This is a genomic window from Gleimia coleocanis DSM 15436, assembly GCF_000159015.1.
GTDB lineage: Bacteria > Actinomycetota > Actinomycetes > Actinomycetales > Actinomycetaceae > Gleimia > Gleimia coleocanis.
The window spans coordinates 416,296-432,023 of the sequence record NZ_DS999543.1 but is presented as its reverse complement, the minus strand read 5'-3'; the positions used below and the strand labels follow the sequence as shown (position 1 = coordinate 432,023).

Genomic DNA, 15,728 nt, shown 5'->3' with positions numbered 1-15,728 from the left:
ATCTGTCCGAGTTCTTAAAACTCGGACAGATGATATTTAAAACCTGCACGCGCCAAAACAATTAGTAAAGCGCCCACCACAAATGTTGAATAACAGTGTTCTCGCCTACTTGTAGACGACGTTGGATACCAGCGGGAGCAAACCCCGCGCTTTGAAAGAACCTTACGCGAGGTTTATCCCCAGGCATAATCCACGTATTCACATGATGAGCTTGCCCTTTAAAAACATCACTCAACGCCGCAAGTAAACGTGAACCATGCCCCTGCCGAGATTCCTCAGCAGACACTTCAAACCCAGCAATTTCTACACCCAACTGACTTAGGTGTTCGTGAGTATCATCTGCTTTAGACAAGATACCTAACGCATAACCACATGGTTTAGCGCCCTCGACCGCAACTAAAATCGCCACCTCAGAACGCGCCGGAGCACGCAAAGTCTCTTGCCAAGCCAACTCCACCTGCGGGTTCTCAACCAACGCGCGCACCGCAGCAGGTAGCTCAGCTTCCAAAGTTGCCTCTAAGGAAGCCATCATTCCCGCAACCTGCATCTGGGCAATAAACTCCGCGTCCCCAACTAACGCAGGACGCACTGAACGATCCGGCTGAATCATCATGCTGGTTTCACCACAGAACGACACCACGGCTGCGCTAACAGTTCAGAAGCCAACGACGCAACATCTGCAACCGTCACATCCAGCAACCGAGAAATCGTCAAATCCAAAGGAGTGAAACGCCCCTGCGAAATCTCCGCACGCCCCAAACGAGCCATCCGCGCAGCAGAATCCTCCAAGCCCAGCGCAATACCACCACGCAACTGCCCCTTAACGCGACGCAACTCAACCTCAGTAGGCCCGTTCGCAGCCAAATCTTCAAGCTCGGCCTGCATCAACGCTTCAACCTCATGCAAATGCTTAGGCGCGCAACCAGCATACATACCGAAAGAACCAGCATCCGTGTAAGCAGAATCAAAAGCATAAGTCGTATACGCCAAACCCCGCTTTTCACGAATCTCTTGGAACAAACGAGACGACATTGAACCGCCAAGAACACTCAATAACACAGACATCGCTGCACGACGCTCATCCGTAGTGTTAATACCCTTGCCACCCACAACAATATGAGCCTGCTCAGCCACTTTAAGCGTTTCTAAATCACGAGCCTCATACACAGGTAGGTCAGTCTCCCCGGCACTGACCCGCGGAGTATTCGGCACTGCTTGAGGATCTAACTGCCACTGGGCAGCATCCATTGCCTGCAGCACCATTTCACAAAGCTGCTCATGACGAACCGCACCCGCGGCTACGAAAACCAGCGTATCCGGGCGGTAGCGTTCCTGATAGTATTCAAAAACCGTGTCACGCTGCGCAGCATTAATGGAATCATAATCCCCACCGATTGGGCGCCCCAACGGGTGGTCACCAAAAACAGCTTTAGAAAATCCCTCATGAACCACGTCGGTTGGGTCATCTGCCCCCATAGCTAGTTCATCTAAAATAACGCCTCGTTCACGTTCAAACTCCAACGGATCAATTACCGAAGAAGTCACCATATCCGCAAGTACGCGCACAGCCATAGGCAAGTCTTCTTGCAGGATACGCGCCCAGTAATACGTATATTCTTTCGTAGTACCGGCATTAGATTCACCGCCGACCTCGTCAAAAGCGTTCGCAATATCCTGCGAAGAACGCGTCTTCGTTCCTTTGAAAAGTAAGTGTTCCAAGAAGTGGGTGGAACCAGCTGATTCAATATGCTCATCGCGAGAGCCCACCGGACACCAAATGGACATACTTACTGAACGTTGCGCGGGAATCTCATGAGTGAGTACCCGGATACCGCCTGGCAAAATAGTACGTTTAATAGTCGATTCGCCCTCTGAGAGGGTCATGGTTGCAAGTGCATCAGTTGAGGCAACCAGAGGAAGTGGCAAAGTATTCATCAGATACGAGTTTACTTGGTTGTATTGAAAATAGCCTAGCGGTGTTCATTTAAACTCAGCAGACTTTCAGTTTCCATTATTGATATAATAGCCAAAACCTTTTATCTTAGCCCGGAGGAAGATTACTATGAAAACTCCCCTACGCCCACTTTCCGTCATTGTTGCTGCAGCTTTCGCATTAAGCGCTTGTGGTGGAACCACTCAGCCGGCTGCTTCCACTGGTAATGAAATGAACTCTAACTCGAAAGCAAAACAATCAGTGGTGGTAGGTGACGCTACAATCATTGACGTGCGCACCCCCGAAGAATACGCCGAAGGACACGTCGATCAAGCTGTAAATATTGATGTTAAGTCCGCGGATTTCGCTCAGCAGGTTTCTGAACTAGATCCCAATGTCCAGTATTATGTGTACTGCCGTTCAGGAAACCGTTCTGCTGTCGCCGCACAGTACATGCTTGAGAATGGTTTCACAAATGTTACTGACCTGGGGTCTGTAACTGATGCAGCTGAAGCTTTGAGTCTGCCAATCGTACCGTAGATAGGTTTTAGCGAGCTTGTGCCCTAGTATGGGCAATATGCGTAATCTTAAACTCGTGAAACTATCTGCCCAGTACCAGTCTCTGCTGGTAGAGATGCTAGATGAATGGCAAGCAGATATCACTACCAATGGTGGTGACCCGTCACCGCGTATGGTTTTTCGAAACGACTGGCATGATTTTGACTCTTATCTTAAGAATCTTGAGGTGAAGCCTGGTAATCAGGATGGCTGGGTTCCGGACTCAATGTTCTTTCTCTACGATGCAGATAACGATAGGTTCTTAGGAGCAGTCAATATTCGACATGAGTTGAATGAGTTTTTAGAGTTTTCGATTGGGCATATTGGGGATGGGATTCGCCCCAGCCAACGGAGGCGTGGCTACGGCACGATTTTGGTGGGTTTAGCGTTAGAAGAGTGCCGCAAGCTGGGGATTCCGAAGGCGTTGCTTTGCTGTCGAAGTGAAAATATTGCCTCTGCGAAAACGATTGTCCGCAATGGTGGGATTTTAGAAAATGTTGTGGTTGATGGTGAGGGACGCAGTATTCAACGTTATTGGGTAGATTTAAGCTAGCTACCTGCGCGCGAGTTGCGATTCCCACGCAGCCAAAACGCGAGAACGAGAGTTCCGACGCAACCAAAACGCGGGAGCTCAAGTTCCGACGCAACCAAAACGCGCGAACGCGAGTTCGCGCGCAAATATAAAAGTGGTGGGCTGTCAATGACAGCCCACCACTTTAGTTTAAGCGATTACTCACTCTTCGCTTTCGCCGGATTCTTCCTGGCCACGACGGGAACGAGTACGCTGACGGCGTGGACGTTCGCCACGTTCACGACGTGGGCGGCGTGGACGACGTTCAGTTTCTTCGCCTTCAACTACGGTTTCTTCAACCTGAGCTTCAGCTTCTGTTGCCAGCTGTTCTTCAGTCAGAACTGCGTGTAGGCTCAGCTTGCCACGAGCGTCGATTTCAGCGATTTCAACTTCAACCTGCTGGCCAACGCCCAAAACATCTTCAACAGATTCGATGCGCTTGCCACCTACCAGACGACGTACCTGGCTGATGTGCAGCAGACCGTCCTTGCCTGGGGTGAGGGATACGAATGCGCCGAAGGAAGTAGTCTTAACAACGGTACCTACGTAGCGTTCACCAACTTCTGGAAGCTGTGGGTTAGCGATCGCATTAACCATTGCACGAGCAGCTTCTGCTGCTTCACCGGTTTCAGCACCGATGTAAACAGTACCGTCATCTTCGATGGTCAGTTCTGCGCCAGTGTCTTCCTGAATCTGGTTGATCATCTTGCCCTTTGGACCGATAACTTCACCAATCTTATCCACTGGAATCTGTACGGAGATGATGCGTGGAGCGTACTTGGACATTTCGTCTGGTTCAGAGATTGCCTGGTTAATCAGGTCCAGGATTGCGAAACGAGCGTCGCGTGCCTGTGCCAGTGCGCCAGCCAGAACTTCAGAGTCGATGCCGTCGAGCTTGGTGTCGAGCTGCAGAGCGGTGATGTATTCGCGGGTACCTGCAACCTTGAAGTCCATGTCGCCGAAGCCATCTTCGATGCCGAGGATGTCGGTCAGGGTAACTGCCTTCTGTACGCCATCAACTTCACCGGTCATCAGACCCATTGCAATGCCGGCAACTGGTGCGCGCAGTGGCACACCTGCCTGCAGCAGGGACAGAGTAGATGCACAAACGGAGCCCATGGAGGTAGAACCGTTGGAACCCAGTGCTTCAGATACCTGACGGATTGCGTATGGGAAGTCTTCGCGAGCTGGGATTACTGGTACCAGCGCGCGTTCTGCCAAGGCACCGTGACCGATTTCGCGACGCTTTGGAGAGCCTACGCGACCGGTTTCACCGGTGGAGAATGGTGGGAAGTTGTACTGGTGCATGTAACGCTTTGCAGTTACTGGAGACAGGTTGTCCAACTGCTGTTCCATGCGCAGCATGTTCAGGGTGGTTACGCCCAGAATCTGGGTTTCACCACGCTGGAACAGTGCGGAGCCGTGTACGCGTGGCAGAACTTCAACTTCTGCAGAGAGGGAACGAATATCGGTTGGTTTACGACCGTCGATACGTACGCCGTCACGCAGAACGCGGTTACGGATAAGGGACTTTTCGATGGAGCGGAATGCTGCCTTGAGGTCCTTTTCCTGTTCTGGGAATTCTTCTTCCAGGCTTGCCAGCATAGCTTCCTGGATTTCGTCGATACGAGCTTCACGAGGCAGTTTCGCTGCGATGGTGATTGCTTCAGAGAGGTCTGCGGTAACAGCCTTTTCAACTGCTGCGTACTGTTCGTCGGTGTAATCGAAGTACAGTGGGAATTCAACGGTTTCCTTAGAAGCGTGCTTTGCTACTTCCAGCTGTGCTTCACAGAGCTGGCGAATGATTGGCTTCGCTGCTTCCAGACCGTCTGCTACAACTTCTTCAGTTGGTACGGTGCCGCCGGCTGCCATGAGGTCAACCATATCGTCGCCGCCACCTGCTTCTACCATCATGATAGCTACGTCGTCGCCAACTACGCGACCAGCTACTACGATGTTGAAGGTGGAGCGTTCCATTTCAGAGTAGCGTGGGAATGCTACCCACTGGCCGTCGATGAGAGCCAGTCGAGTACCACCGATTGGGCCAGAGAATGGCAGACCTGCAATCTGGGTGGACATGGATGCTGCGTTGATTGCCAGTACGTCGTATGCGTCGTCTGGGTGGATTGCCAGTACGGTGCCAACTACCTGGACTTCGTTGCGCAGACCCTTTACGAATGCTGGGCGCAGTGGGCGGTCCATGAGGCGGCATGCGAGAATCGCTTCGGTACCTGGACGGCCTTCACGACGGAAGAAGGAACCTGGAATCTTACCTGCTGCGTATTGGCGTTCTTCAACGTCTACGGTCAGTGGGAAGAAGTCGAACTGGTCTTTAGGGTGCTTACCTACGGTGGTAGCTGAGAGGATTGCGGTCTCATCATCCAGGTAAGCCATTGCGGAACCTGCTGCTTGGCGTGCCAGGCGGCCGGTTTCAAAGCGGATCACACGCTTGCCGAATTTACCATTGTCAATAATGGTTTCTGCTGCGGTGATGTCATCGCCTTCCATCATCTGGAAGTCTCCATTTCTGTGAGGGACAGTTTGGCGTGCCGGCCTTCGATTGAGACCCACGGACAACCACGTTCCGTAAGCCACTACCGAGGACCGCAGGAAACGCCTTAACTGTCGGTTTTACTTGTGGTTTATTTAGTTTTTTACGTAGAAGTGGCTCGGCTCCAGATTCGGAGCCGAGCCTCTCACACGATTATCGACGCAGACCCAGGCGAGCGATCAGTGAACGGTAACGTTCAATGTCGATGTCAGCCAGGTAACCCAGCAGACGACGACGGCGACCAACCAGCAGCATCAAACCACGACGGGAGTGGTGATCGTGCTTGTGCATCTTGAAGTGCTCGGTCAGGTCCTTAATACGCTGGGTGAGCAGTGCAATCTGCACTTCTGGGGACCCGGTGTCACCTTCGTGAGTTGCGTACTCTTTGATGATCTGGTCTTTAACTTCTTTAGCAAGAGCCATTACGGATCTCCTTCTACTCGTTGCACGGAGCTCCGGGGCATGTTCTCCCGGGCATAACAAGTCCGTGGCCGATATTTACGGCAATTCTCAGTTTAGCATGGGATTTCAAGATTTTTCCCGAGGGCGGTGCGTTAAGCCCGCTTTTTCAGGTGATTTAAGCCACCAGCTGTGTGAACTAGTTTTATGTGAAGTGAAGTTTAAACTCCCGCAGTGACTTCTGCGGGGTTAACTCGACAAGCCGGAGCTACTTCTAAAATTTCAGAAGCCTTCAATAAATCAGCATCCATTTGCAACAGTAACTCATCCAGAGAGTCAAAACACTGCATTCCACGGAGACGTTCTACGAAATGAACGACAATGGTTTTGCCGTATAAATCTAAATCACTGCGCCCCAGCACGTGAGTTTCAATAGTTCGCTTTTGTCCAGCAAACTGCGGGTTAGACCCCACTGAGATTGCTGCGGGTAGTTTTTCAGCAGAATCATTTAACTGAAGCCAACCGGCATAGACACCGTCTGCAGGAATGATTCCTGAACAAGAGTCATCAAGGTTTGCGGTTGGGAATCCCAGTTCCCGCCCTCGTTTAAAACCATGTTGGACTACCCCACGGATGGTATGTGCCGCTCCCAAAATTTCTGCCGCACCACTCACATCACCTGTAGCTAAAAGTTCCCGCGCCCAGGTAGAGGACCAGCGGCGACCAGACTCCCCTAGCCGGTCAGCTACAACTTTCACTTGAAACCCTAGTTCTCTTCCGAGTTCATTCAATAAATCAACGTTTCCGGTTTTTCCAGCTCCAAAATGCGCGTCTTGACCAAGCACTACCGCTTTGACGTGGAAAATTTTTACCAGAATTTCCGTCACGAATTCGCTAGCTGTGAGGGTGTAAAGAGAGGGGACGTACTCTAAAACAGCAGTTACATCAAGACCTGTGTTTTCTAAAGCGATGAGGCGGTCTGATAAAGAGGTGATTAACTCTACTGGGGTCTGTGGACAGTGCACTAAAAGCGGATGCGGGTCAAAGGTAATTGCTACGCTGGATACGCCCAGTTCGAGTGCCATTTTTCGGCACTCTTCAAGCACTACTTGATGCCCACGGTGTACTCCATCAAAGTTACCGATGGTGACTACCGTACCGTCACCTGCTGAGACGGAGCTAAGTCCTCTCCAAATCTGCATAAAACTGCTTACGCTTCCAGGTCAGTAGCGGCAGCGGGATTTTCAGGCAGTTCAACACCCAGTTCAGCAGCAAGTTTCGCAGCTTCTGCTGCAGCAGCTGCGCGCGTTGAGTCAGTGGCTAGCTGAGCTGCTTGCGCGTGTCGATGCCGACGTCCTCCACAACCGCAACCTCGTTTTTGTCCAGCGGATTCACCGTGGCGACCACAACCACAGCCACTTCCTGGAGCTTTACCTGGTGCATCTTTGGCGCGCAGACCTAGATTCAAGCGTTCTGGAACGTCACTCATGTTATTTCCTCTCACATTCTTTCACTACTATTTTGCCTGGATTAAAAATCATCTGCCAATCCAGGCACGAACGTTCAAGCTGGCATTTCCGTTTCGAAAATAACGAGCGGACGATACCCGTTACCGTCTCTTTCAAGCAATCCTCTAACCTGCCCGTTATAGAGGGCGGCAACAATCGGAGACTTGGTGGCATCAGCGGTTAATCGAGTTGTATTGCCGTTGCACAGGGCGATAGCTTGCACCTCGTTTAGTTCCAGACCATCATATTCTTGCAAGCAAGCGTCGGTTAAGCTGATTACTTGTACTTGACCGTTTTCTGCTACTTCCGCAGAAATATCAGTTAGTTCCCGCATTTGCGACGCTGTCCAAGATCCCACGCGATAACGGTGCAGATGCGTTAAGTGGGCACCAAGTCCAAGCGCAGCCCCCAAGTCACGTGCCAGAGCCCGCACGTAGGTTCCTGAAGAGCACTCTACAACGACATCAAATTCGGCGAAAGTATAGGGTTCATCGTCGAGGGTTACTTCAACAAACTCGACTTCACTCATGCGAGCAAACTTAGCGACGTGCACGGGACGGGCAGCTAACTCAATTTCTTCCCCGGCCCGATGCAGTGCGTGTGCTCGTTTCCCGTTGACTTTAATCGCAGATACTGTCGTAGGGCGTTGCATAATATCGCCCACGAAGTACCGCATTTGCGCGTCGATTTCTTTAGTTAATCCAAACAGCCGGGTCCCGGGGATAGAGTTTACTGCAGTAATTTCACCGTCGGCGTCATCTGAATCTGTGGATACCCCCAGTTGTATGCGTGCTAGGTATCCTTTGTCTGCGCCGGTGATGTAGTGCAGCAGGCGGGTTGCTTTGCCTACGCCGATAATCAGCATGCCGGTTGCCATGGGGTCTAGAGTTCCGGCGTGTCCGACTTTGCGGGTGGCGCTCAAGCGCCGAGAGGCTGAGACTACGTCGTGGCTGGTCACGCCCGCTGGCTTATTAATGATGATTAGTCCGTCGGCAGCGGTGGTTTCGGCGCGGGGTACTTCTAGGCGTGGCCCGTGACCCCGTCGCTGTGGGGTTTGTTCTTCAGTTTCGGTCACTGAAAGTCGTCTTCTTCGTTTTCGTCTAAGTCGTCAGAGTCGTCGCCTGCTTCTTCATGCTTATATGGGTCGGCTTCGCCTGCATATTCAGCATTAGCGGCAAGGTCGGCTACACGTTGGTCTGCTGCCTGTGCGCGAGCCAGTGCGTCTTCAAGGCGAGCTGCGGACTGTGGCAGCGCGTCGGCAACAAATTCGATGGTTGGGGTGAGGCGGATTCCCAGGGCTTTACCTACTTCAGAACGAATCATACCTTTAGCAGAGTTGAGGGCTTTCTGAGTGCGTTCCGCATCAGAGGCTTTCCCGAATACGGTGTAGAAAATGGTGGCGTGCTGTAGGTCGCCGGTGACGGATACGTCGGTGATGGTGACGAAGCCTAAACGGGGGTCTTTAATGCGTCGTTCCAGCAGGCGCGCAACGGTTTGCTGAATCCGGTCAGCTACCTTACGTTGGCGGTTAATATCTGCCATTTATAAAGTCCTTTTCAGTTTCCTGGGGAAGGGTTTTACAGTTTGCTTCCCGAGGGCGGTGATTTTACTGTCTGCTTCTAACATACCGCATCTGCTGGTGCAGAGCGATTCTGGGGCATTAGTTTTCCTAGTGCTTTCGCTAAATACCTTGGGGCTTGGTCCTGCCGTCTGGCAAGACCAAGCCCCAAGGTTCACTTTTTAAGTGAGATGACTTTCAGGTCAGTCGCGTGGCTTTTCGCGCATTTCCCAGGTTTCGATGATGTCGCCTTCGGCGATATCCTTCCAGCCTAGGGTCATACCACATTCGTAGCCTTCACGGACTTCAGTTACATCGTCCTTTTCGCGGCGCAGGGACTTGATTTCCAAGTTTTCCTGCAGCACAACGCCATCACGGATGAGGCGGGCGTTAGTGCCACGCTTGATGGTGCCCTTACGGATAATACAGCCAGCGATGTTACCGAACTTACCAGAGCGGAATACCTGACGGATTTCTGCAGTACCCAGCTGGACTTCTTCGTAGATTGGCTTCAGCATGCCCTTCATGGCGGCTTCCACTTCTTCCAACGCAGAGTAGATAACTGAGTAGTACTTGATTTCAACGCCTTCATCTTCAGCCAGTCGTGCAACCTGTTCTGCAGGTCGTACGTTAAAGCCGATGATAACTGCATTGTCAACGGTTGCCAGGTTAACGTCGTTCTGGGTGATTGCGCCAACACCGCGGTGGATGATACGCAACTGTACTTCGTCGCCGACGTCGATCTTGAGCAGGGAATCTTCCAATGCTTCCACAGCACCGGAAACGTCACCCTTGATGATGAGGTTGAGGGTATCAACCTTACCTTCCTTGAGGACCTTATCAAAGTCTTCCAGGGAAACGCGCTTACGACGGCGAGCCAGCTGTGCCTGACGTTCAGCAGTTTCACGCTTGTCAGCAATCTGACGGGCAGTACGATCGTCTTCAGCTACCAGGAAGCCGTCACCTGCACGTGGGACAGAGGTTAAGCCCAGAACCTGGACTGGTCGGGATGGACCAGCTTCGTTCACAACTTCGCCCCATTCGTCGAACATTGCACGTACACGACCGTGAGATGAACCAGCTACGATTGCGTCACCGACGCGCAAGGTACCGCGCTGCACCAGCATGGTTGCTACGGAACCACGACCGCGGTCCAGGTTAGCTTCAATCGCCACACCACGTGCCAGTGAATCTGGGTTTGCGGTTAGGTTCAGAGCAGCGTCTGCGGTAAGCAGAACTGCTTCGAGCAAGTCGTTGATGCCTTGTCGTTGCTTTGCAGATACGTCAACGAACATTACGTCGCCGCCGTATTCTTCAGCTACCAAACCGTATTCGGTTAGCTGTGCGCGAATCTTACCTGGGTTAGCTTCTGGCTTATCAACCTTGTTTACAGCGACAACGATTGGCACGTCAGCTGCCTGCGCGTGGTTGATTGCTTCAACAGTCTGTGGCATAACGCCGTCATCTGCTGCGACAACCAGAATCGCAATGTCGGTCACCTGTGCACCACGAGCACGCATTGCGGTGAACGCTTCGTGACCTGGGGTGTCGATGAAGGTAATCAGACGGGATTCGTCATCGTGGGTTACGTGTACCTGGTATGCACCAATGTGCTGGGTAATGCCACCGTGTTCGGTATCTACCACGTCGGTAGAGCGAATGGCATCAAGCAGCTTAGTCTTACCGTGGTCAACGTGACCCATAACGGTTACTACTGGTGGGCGAGACTGGAGGTGTTCTACATCGTCCAGTTCTTCTGCCTCAAGGTCGATAGAGAAGGATTCCAGCAGTTCACGGTCTTCATCTTCTGGGGAAACTACCTGCACGTCGTAGCCCAGTTCAGAGCCCAACAGTGCGAAGGTGTCTTCATCCAGGGACTGGGTTGCGGTAGCCATTTCACCGAGGTGGAACAGTACGGTAACCAAAGATGCTGGGTTTACTTCAATACGTTCTGCGAAGTCAGCCAGGGACGCACCTTGACGGATACGTACGGTTGCGCCATTTCCGCGTGGAATCTGGACACCACCGATTACTGGTGCATTCTGCTGTTCGTATTCTTGACGCTTTGCGCGCTTAGACTTGCGTCCCTTCTTGCCGGTGCCGGTACCGCGACCGAATGCACCCTGAGTAGAGCCACGGCCACCGCGTCCACCGCGTGGAGCTGGACCGTTGTTGGCTGGTGCGCCACCACCAAAGCCTGCACCTGGGCGTGGAGCTGCAGAGCCACCTGCTGCTGGACGTGGACCACGGCCACCGCCGCGACGTTCGTTGTTAGCTGCAGTTGCTTCTGAGTTTTCTACGTTTCCAGCTGGGCGTGGTGCGCGTGGCTTATCGCCTGCGCCACCTGGGCGTGGACCACGGCCACGACCCTTTTCACCTGCACCAGCAGCCGCGTTTGCACCGCGTCCTGCGCCACCTGGGCGTGGTCCACGTGGCTTTTCACCAGCTGCGCCGGTACCACCTGGACGTGGCATCCCCTGGGAGGAAGCAAATGGGTTATTGCCTGGGCGTGGCCCCGGACGAGGTCCTGGACGTGGACCGCCCGTGCCACCTGGACGTGGCATCCCCTGTGCAGATGCGAATGGGTTATTGCCTGGGCGTGGCCCCGGACGGGAAGCTGGCTTCTCTTCAGCTTCAACTGGTTTTTCAGCCTTTTCAATCTTCTTTGCCGCTGGCTTCGGAGCTGGCTTAGCAGCAGCTGGTTTTGGCGCTGCTTCTGGCTTTTCTTCAGCTTCAACTGGCTTTTCAGTCTTAGCAGCCTTTAGCTTTGCAGCTGGTTTTTCAGCGGCTGGCTTTTCAGCCTTTGCCTTAGGCGCCTTTGCTACGCCCTCAGCTTCAAGCTTTTCACGTACTTTACGTACTACTGGAGCTTCGATAGTCGAGGATGCCGACTTAACGAATTCTCCGTTTTCCTTTAAAAATGCGAGCAAATCTTTACTCGTAATTCCGAGCTCTTTCGCAAGCTCGTGAACACGCAACTTTGCCACTTTTCTCCTGTCTGAGGTCCATCCCTCAAACAGGACAGACCGTTAATATTGCTGGCAGCTCATCGCTGGGTACTCATCGGGTGCCCATCAGCTTCCAACCCGCTTCCATTAACTCTGCTGCAGTACACACCGTGCGTACTGGAGTACATCCGCTGCTAGCTTCTGCATTGCTTCCACCGTACAGGCAGATGTTTTGCTTAAATCCATAAGTTTTAAAGTTCGCGTAAATCCGCGGGAGCGGATGCCTTTTTGCAAACATTTTGGATCAGCATGCACCCAGACTCCACGTCCAGGTAGCTGGTGGGACAGTCCAACTTCAATCGCGTCAGTTTCTGCGTTATACGCACAGCGAACTAACTCAGTTCGGTCAGTAACCTTATGACACCCCACGCATTGACGCATAACTGGGTTCGCCATGGTTTCCTTTCCGTTTTTAGACACAGTTCAGCAAAGAACTGTCCCAACCATCTAGTTTACCTAGAAAATCAGTAAAGGTCTTCTTCGTTTAGTGAAGCGTTGCTCACGTCTGGGCGGGAAACGTCAGACGCCATCACGCCGTAACCTGATTCAGTGTCAGAGTGAATATCGATGTGGAATCCACACAAACGTGCAGCCAAACGTGCGTTCTGACCTTCACGGCCGATAGCCAGTGAGAACTGGAAGTCAGGCACGATTACGGTAGCTTTCTTTTCTGGCAGGCTATCGATGGTTACAGTAGACACACGTGCTGGGGAAAGAGAGTTTGCAATGAAACGTGCTGGATCGGTGGAATAATCCACAATATCGATTTTCTCTCCCTGCAGTTCAGTCATTACTGCACGAACGCGACGCCCCATTGGACCAATGCAAGCCCCCTTAGCGTTAATACCTTCTTCAGTTGCTGCCACAGCAATCTTTGAACGGTGTCCAGCTTCACGAGCAACGGACTTGATCTCTACCAGCCCCTGGGCAATTTCTGGAACTTCACGAGCAAACAGCGCTTCCACGAAGTTAGGGTGGGAACGAGACACAGTAATACGAGCCCCACGTTCACCGCGAGTTACTTCCAAAACGTAAGCGCGGATAACCTTACCGTGTTCGTAGGTTTCGCCAGGGACCTTTTCAGATTCAGGCAAAATTGCTTCAAATTCACCGACGCGAAGTAGCGTAAAGTGTGGGTTGGTGTGGGCTTCAACAGTACCGACTACGACGGTTCCAGTCTTATTGCGGAACTCGCCCAATACCTTAGAGTCATCAGCTTCGCGGATGCGCTGGGTAATGATTGAACGCGCAGTTGCAGTTGCGATGCGTCCAAATTCTTTTGGAGTGTCGTCGAATTCGCCGATTGGGTTATCGTCGTCATCGAATTCGGTTGCCATTACAGCTACCTTACCGGTCTTACGGTCGATTTCAATGCGAGCTTCTTTAATGGAACCGGGCATCTTGTGGTAGACCTTCAAAAGCGCATCTTCAATGGCTTTTACAAGGGTAATCCCGTCAATTTCTAGAGTGCTTTCGACTTCGCGCAAAGCTGACATATCGATTTCCACAATGACTCCTAATCTTTCAGAGATCCAAAGTCTACGCGAACGCGGGCTTTAGAAATATTTTCAAAACTTACAGTCACCAGCTTGCCTGGCTTTGGCTTCATACCTGGTTTAGGTGCTTTAGCTTCTTCTTCCAGGGTGAGTTCAGATTCACCGACCTCGCGAATAAAACCGCGTAACTCGCTCTTATCTGCCAGCTTGATTTCTACCAAGCGGTTCAGGGAACGGCGGTAGTGGCGAGGGGTATGTAGCTTACGTTCCGCCCCCGGGGTGGAAATTTCCAGAGTGTATGCCTGTTCAATGGGGTCAGCCGCATCCAATGCTTCAGAAATTTTCCAAGAAACTTCCTGAAGGTCATCAGAGCTTACTAGGTATGTTCCTTCTTCCAGGTCGACAATAATCCGAACGACCGTTTCGGACCGTTCGGATACTTTCACATCTTCAAGAAATAGCCCCTGTGCCTTAACAACGGGCTCTACGCAGTCGAGTACTTTTTCTTCGATTGCTGTTCTGCTCACATCTGCTCCTCAATGTCGCCATTTTCCGTAACTTATGGAATCATCGTAAATGGTGACTAGGTTTCCTATTATGCCTAAAAAATCCGCAGTTTCATACCCGCAACCAGCGTTTAGTGGAGATAACCTCATGTTTTTGCGTATCTCACGTTCTTTTCCAGCTTTCCTAGCTGGCACTGCCGTGTCTTTATCACTTGCGGGTTGCAGTGTTCACTGGGATTACGGTCACCCGATTTTGCCTGAAACTGCACCGGAAACCTTGGTTTTACAAGATATTATTTTTGATGATCAACGGTTTACGACCAGCGCGACAGAAGTTACTCAATCTGGATCTTGCCCAGAGTGTAATAAATGGTTAACTGCTTACACTTCCACTTCCGAAGCGCGGATTAAAACCCTTGGCGGAGCTTGGAATCCGTGGCCCAATGGTGTACCTGCCGACGCTGAGGACCCGGCTAATAAGCTACCTAAACCCAGCGTAGAACCAGCTACGTTAGCTGAAGAAATGGTTATGGATGCGCTCGCTGATTTCCACGCTTTAGGTAACGTTACGGATGAAAACGTACGTTTGCTGGGTACTTCCACGGTACTTGAAAAGTTCCGCACTGGCGTACATTTAGCGCAGGCAGCGGGTTCATTAGATAAGTTGATGGCAGTTTTAAATAAATCCGAGTTGGCTGTTTCCACTGCTCAAGATTTTCCCGAGGGCGATGAGCCTAGTGCCAACATGGTTACTGACTGGGATTGTGCGGTTCAGATTTTACCAGTTTTAGAGACACAAATGTCTGCTGCGGATTCTGATGTTTATGCGCCTTTGATACGCCAAATGGTGTTGGGTTTGGAAAAGGACGCGATTACAGCTTGGAGTGCTGGCGTTGCTGATCACCGGACTGGTTCTTGTCTGGGGGCTTTTGAAGTTGCCGCTACCGGTTCTACTCCATCGGTTGCTTTACATAAGATTAATGATCAACTTCTGTTGTCTACGGCCTTAGCGTATGTTTCACAGCCTACGGCGGGCCTGAGTGTATCCGCAGAAATTCCGCAGACCGGTTTAGCGTTTTCGGCTTTGTTTAAGTTGTCTATAGCTAATGAGTTTGTGGGTGCTTCGCCACTTCCAGGTGTGGTAACCGTGCCTGCTGAGTAATGTGAAGCCTACTAACATCATTCCTGCGGGTGAGTGCAGGTTTCTTACTACCACTATTTTTACTCACATTACCAAGTTGCATTGTCTCAGAAAATCACTAGTATCTCTAAAAATCCTGCTTGGGGTAATAATGGGGCTTTACTGTTTTACTTTGGTTTTTCACTAGTGCTATTTCGAATGCATCTTTCCTCGTGATAGTTAAAACATGCTAGGTATTGGGAAGGTGACTTGGCTACTTAATGCGAAACTGAGTAACACTGTCCTAAGTACCGTAGGAAACTGTCTGCACTTAGCCTTCGGTAGCCGAGTTAACACACCTAGCTTTTCTGAATATGGGGTTAGAGTCCAAATTGTGTTGCTTGTGTCCTAAAAAATCCACGTTTGGGGTAGGTTTTTTGGAAAAACCTACCCCAACACATGCATCTACGATTTTCCTTAAACTTCAGGGTATCTTTTTTGAAATAACTTACCCCAAACA

General features: G+C 51.4%; 15 protein-coding genes. 3 read left to right on the top strand and 12 right to left on the bottom strand.

Annotated features, from left to right (window positions below; translation table 11 throughout):
* Positions 1–61 precede the first annotated feature (61 nt).
* A complete protein-coding gene (locus HMPREF0044_RS03775; protein WP_006546785.1) occupies positions 62–613 on the bottom strand; it encodes a GNAT family N-acetyltransferase in 552 nt (183 codons plus the stop codon).
* Positions 610–1,935, bottom strand: a complete 1,326-nt coding sequence (locus HMPREF0044_RS03770) for a M16 family metallopeptidase (protein ID WP_006546784.1) — start codon at positions 1,933–1,935, stop codon at positions 610–612. Before HMPREF0044_RS03770 ends, HMPREF0044_RS03775 begins: the two co-directional genes overlap by 4 nt.
* Before the next feature lie 127 nt (positions 1,936–2,062).
* Here HMPREF0044_RS03770 and HMPREF0044_RS03765 point away from each other — a divergent pair, with 127 nt between their 5' ends.
* Together HMPREF0044_RS03765 and HMPREF0044_RS03760 are read left to right on the top strand one after the other, a co-directional pair.
* Positions 2,063–2,473, top strand: a complete 411-nt coding sequence (locus tag HMPREF0044_RS03765; RefSeq protein ID WP_006546783.1) for a rhodanese-like domain-containing protein — start codon at positions 2,063–2,065, stop codon at positions 2,471–2,473.
* 37 nt (positions 2,474–2,510) lie between these two features.
* Positions 2,511–3,044, top strand: coding sequence for a GNAT family N-acetyltransferase (locus tag HMPREF0044_RS03760; protein WP_040312907.1), 534 nt, complete (start codon positions 2,511–2,513; stop codon positions 3,042–3,044).
* 180 nt (positions 3,045–3,224) lie between these two features.
* Here HMPREF0044_RS03760 and HMPREF0044_RS03755 read toward each other — a convergent pair whose 3' ends face one another.
* The 10 genes from HMPREF0044_RS03755 to HMPREF0044_RS03710 all read right to left on the bottom strand — a co-directional run bounded on the left by HMPREF0044_RS03755 (position 3,225) and on the right by HMPREF0044_RS03710 (position 14,109).
* On the bottom strand, positions 3,225–5,573 hold the full coding sequence (locus HMPREF0044_RS03755) for a polyribonucleotide nucleotidyltransferase (RefSeq protein WP_006546781.1): 2,349 nt from the start codon (positions 5,571–5,573) through the stop codon (positions 3,225–3,227).
* A 193-nt stretch (positions 5,574–5,766) separates the two neighbouring features.
* Positions 5,767–6,036 (bottom strand): 30S ribosomal protein S15, encoded by a 270-nt coding sequence (rpsO, locus tag HMPREF0044_RS03750; RefSeq protein WP_006546780.1) that lies wholly within the window; start codon positions 6,034–6,036, stop codon positions 5,767–5,769.
* Between the two features lie 197 nt (positions 6,037–6,233).
* A complete protein-coding gene (locus tag HMPREF0044_RS03745) occupies positions 6,234–7,214 on the bottom strand; it encodes a bifunctional riboflavin kinase/FAD synthetase (protein ID WP_006546779.1) in 981 nt (326 codons plus the stop codon).
* 8 nt (positions 7,215–7,222) lie between these two features.
* Complete coding sequence (locus HMPREF0044_RS03740; protein WP_006546778.1) at positions 7,223–7,501, bottom strand: hypothetical protein; 279 nt, start codon at positions 7,499–7,501, stop codon at positions 7,223–7,225.
* 74 nt (positions 7,502–7,575) lie between these two features.
* A complete protein-coding gene (gene truB, locus HMPREF0044_RS03735; protein ID WP_006546777.1) occupies positions 7,576–8,595 on the bottom strand; it encodes a tRNA pseudouridine(55) synthase TruB in 1,020 nt (339 codons plus the stop codon).
* The gene (gene rbfA, locus HMPREF0044_RS03730) at positions 8,592–9,062 is read right to left on the bottom strand and encodes a 30S ribosome-binding factor RbfA (protein WP_006546776.1); all 471 of its coding nucleotides are present in this window, start codon (positions 9,060–9,062) and stop codon (positions 8,592–8,594) included. The genes truB and rbfA overlap by 4 nt, the downstream gene beginning before the upstream one ends.
* A gap of 219 nt (positions 9,063–9,281) precedes the next feature.
* On the bottom strand, positions 9,282–12,065 hold the full coding sequence (gene infB, locus HMPREF0044_RS03725; RefSeq protein WP_006546775.1) for a translation initiation factor IF-2: 2,784 nt from the start codon (positions 12,063–12,065) through the stop codon (positions 9,282–9,284).
* Positions 12,066–12,173: 108 nt separating this feature from the next.
* Positions 12,174–12,482: a YlxR family protein gene (locus HMPREF0044_RS07860; protein ID WP_006546774.1), complete on the bottom strand. Its 309-nt coding sequence runs from the start codon at positions 12,480–12,482 to the stop codon at positions 12,174–12,176.
* A gap of 68 nt (positions 12,483–12,550) precedes the next feature.
* On the bottom strand, positions 12,551–13,594 hold the full coding sequence (gene nusA, locus HMPREF0044_RS03715; protein WP_040312780.1) for a transcription termination factor NusA: 1,044 nt from the start codon (positions 13,592–13,594) through the stop codon (positions 12,551–12,553).
* 8 nt (positions 13,595–13,602) lie between these two features.
* Positions 13,603–14,109, bottom strand: a complete 507-nt coding sequence (locus HMPREF0044_RS03710) for a ribosome maturation factor RimP (protein WP_006546772.1) — start codon at positions 14,107–14,109, stop codon at positions 13,603–13,605.
* A gap of 70 nt (positions 14,110–14,179) precedes the next feature.
* Here HMPREF0044_RS03710 and HMPREF0044_RS07855 point away from each other — a divergent pair, with 70 nt between their 5' ends.
* Positions 14,180–15,250 (top strand): hypothetical protein, encoded by a 1,071-nt coding sequence (locus tag HMPREF0044_RS07855; RefSeq protein ID WP_141553827.1) that lies wholly within the window; start codon positions 14,180–14,182, stop codon positions 15,248–15,250.
* The last annotated feature ends 478 nt before the right edge of the window (positions 15,251–15,728 follow it).

Coding starts and splice junctions, on each gene's coding strand:
- HMPREF0044_RS03775 (WP_006546785.1), bottom strand. CDS start 613: ATGATGATTCAGCCGGATCGTTCAGTGCGTCCTGCGTTAGTTGGGGAC.
- HMPREF0044_RS03770 (WP_006546784.1), bottom strand. CDS start 1,935: ATGAATACTTTGCCACTTCCTCTGGTTGCCTCAACTGATGCACTTGCA.
- HMPREF0044_RS03765 (WP_006546783.1), top strand. CDS start 2,063: ATGAAAACTCCCCTACGCCCACTTTCCGTCATTGTTGCTGCAGCTTTC.
- HMPREF0044_RS03760 (WP_040312907.1), top strand. CDS start 2,511: ATGCGTAATCTTAAACTCGTGAAACTATCTGCCCAGTACCAGTCTCTG.
- HMPREF0044_RS03755 (WP_006546781.1), bottom strand. CDS start 5,573: ATGATGGAAGGCGATGACATCACCGCAGCAGAAACCATTATTGACAAT.
- rpsO (WP_006546780.1), bottom strand. CDS start 6,036: ATGGCTCTTGCTAAAGAAGTTAAAGACCAGATCATCAAAGAGTACGCA.
- HMPREF0044_RS03745 (WP_006546779.1), bottom strand. CDS start 7,214: ATGCAGATTTGGAGAGGACTTAGCTCCGTCTCAGCAGGTGACGGTACG.
- HMPREF0044_RS03740 (WP_006546778.1), bottom strand. CDS start 7,501: ATGAGTGACGTTCCAGAACGCTTGAATCTAGGTCTGCGCGCCAAAGAT.
- rbfA (WP_006546776.1), bottom strand. CDS start 9,062: ATGGCAGATATTAACCGCCAACGTAAGGTAGCTGACCGGATTCAGCAA.
- HMPREF0044_RS07860 (WP_006546774.1), bottom strand. CDS start 12,482: ATGGCGAACCCAGTTATGCGTCAATGCGTGGGGTGTCATAAGGTTACT.
- HMPREF0044_RS07855 (WP_141553827.1), top strand. CDS start 14,180: ATGCCTAAAAAATCCGCAGTTTCATACCCGCAACCAGCGTTTAGTGGA.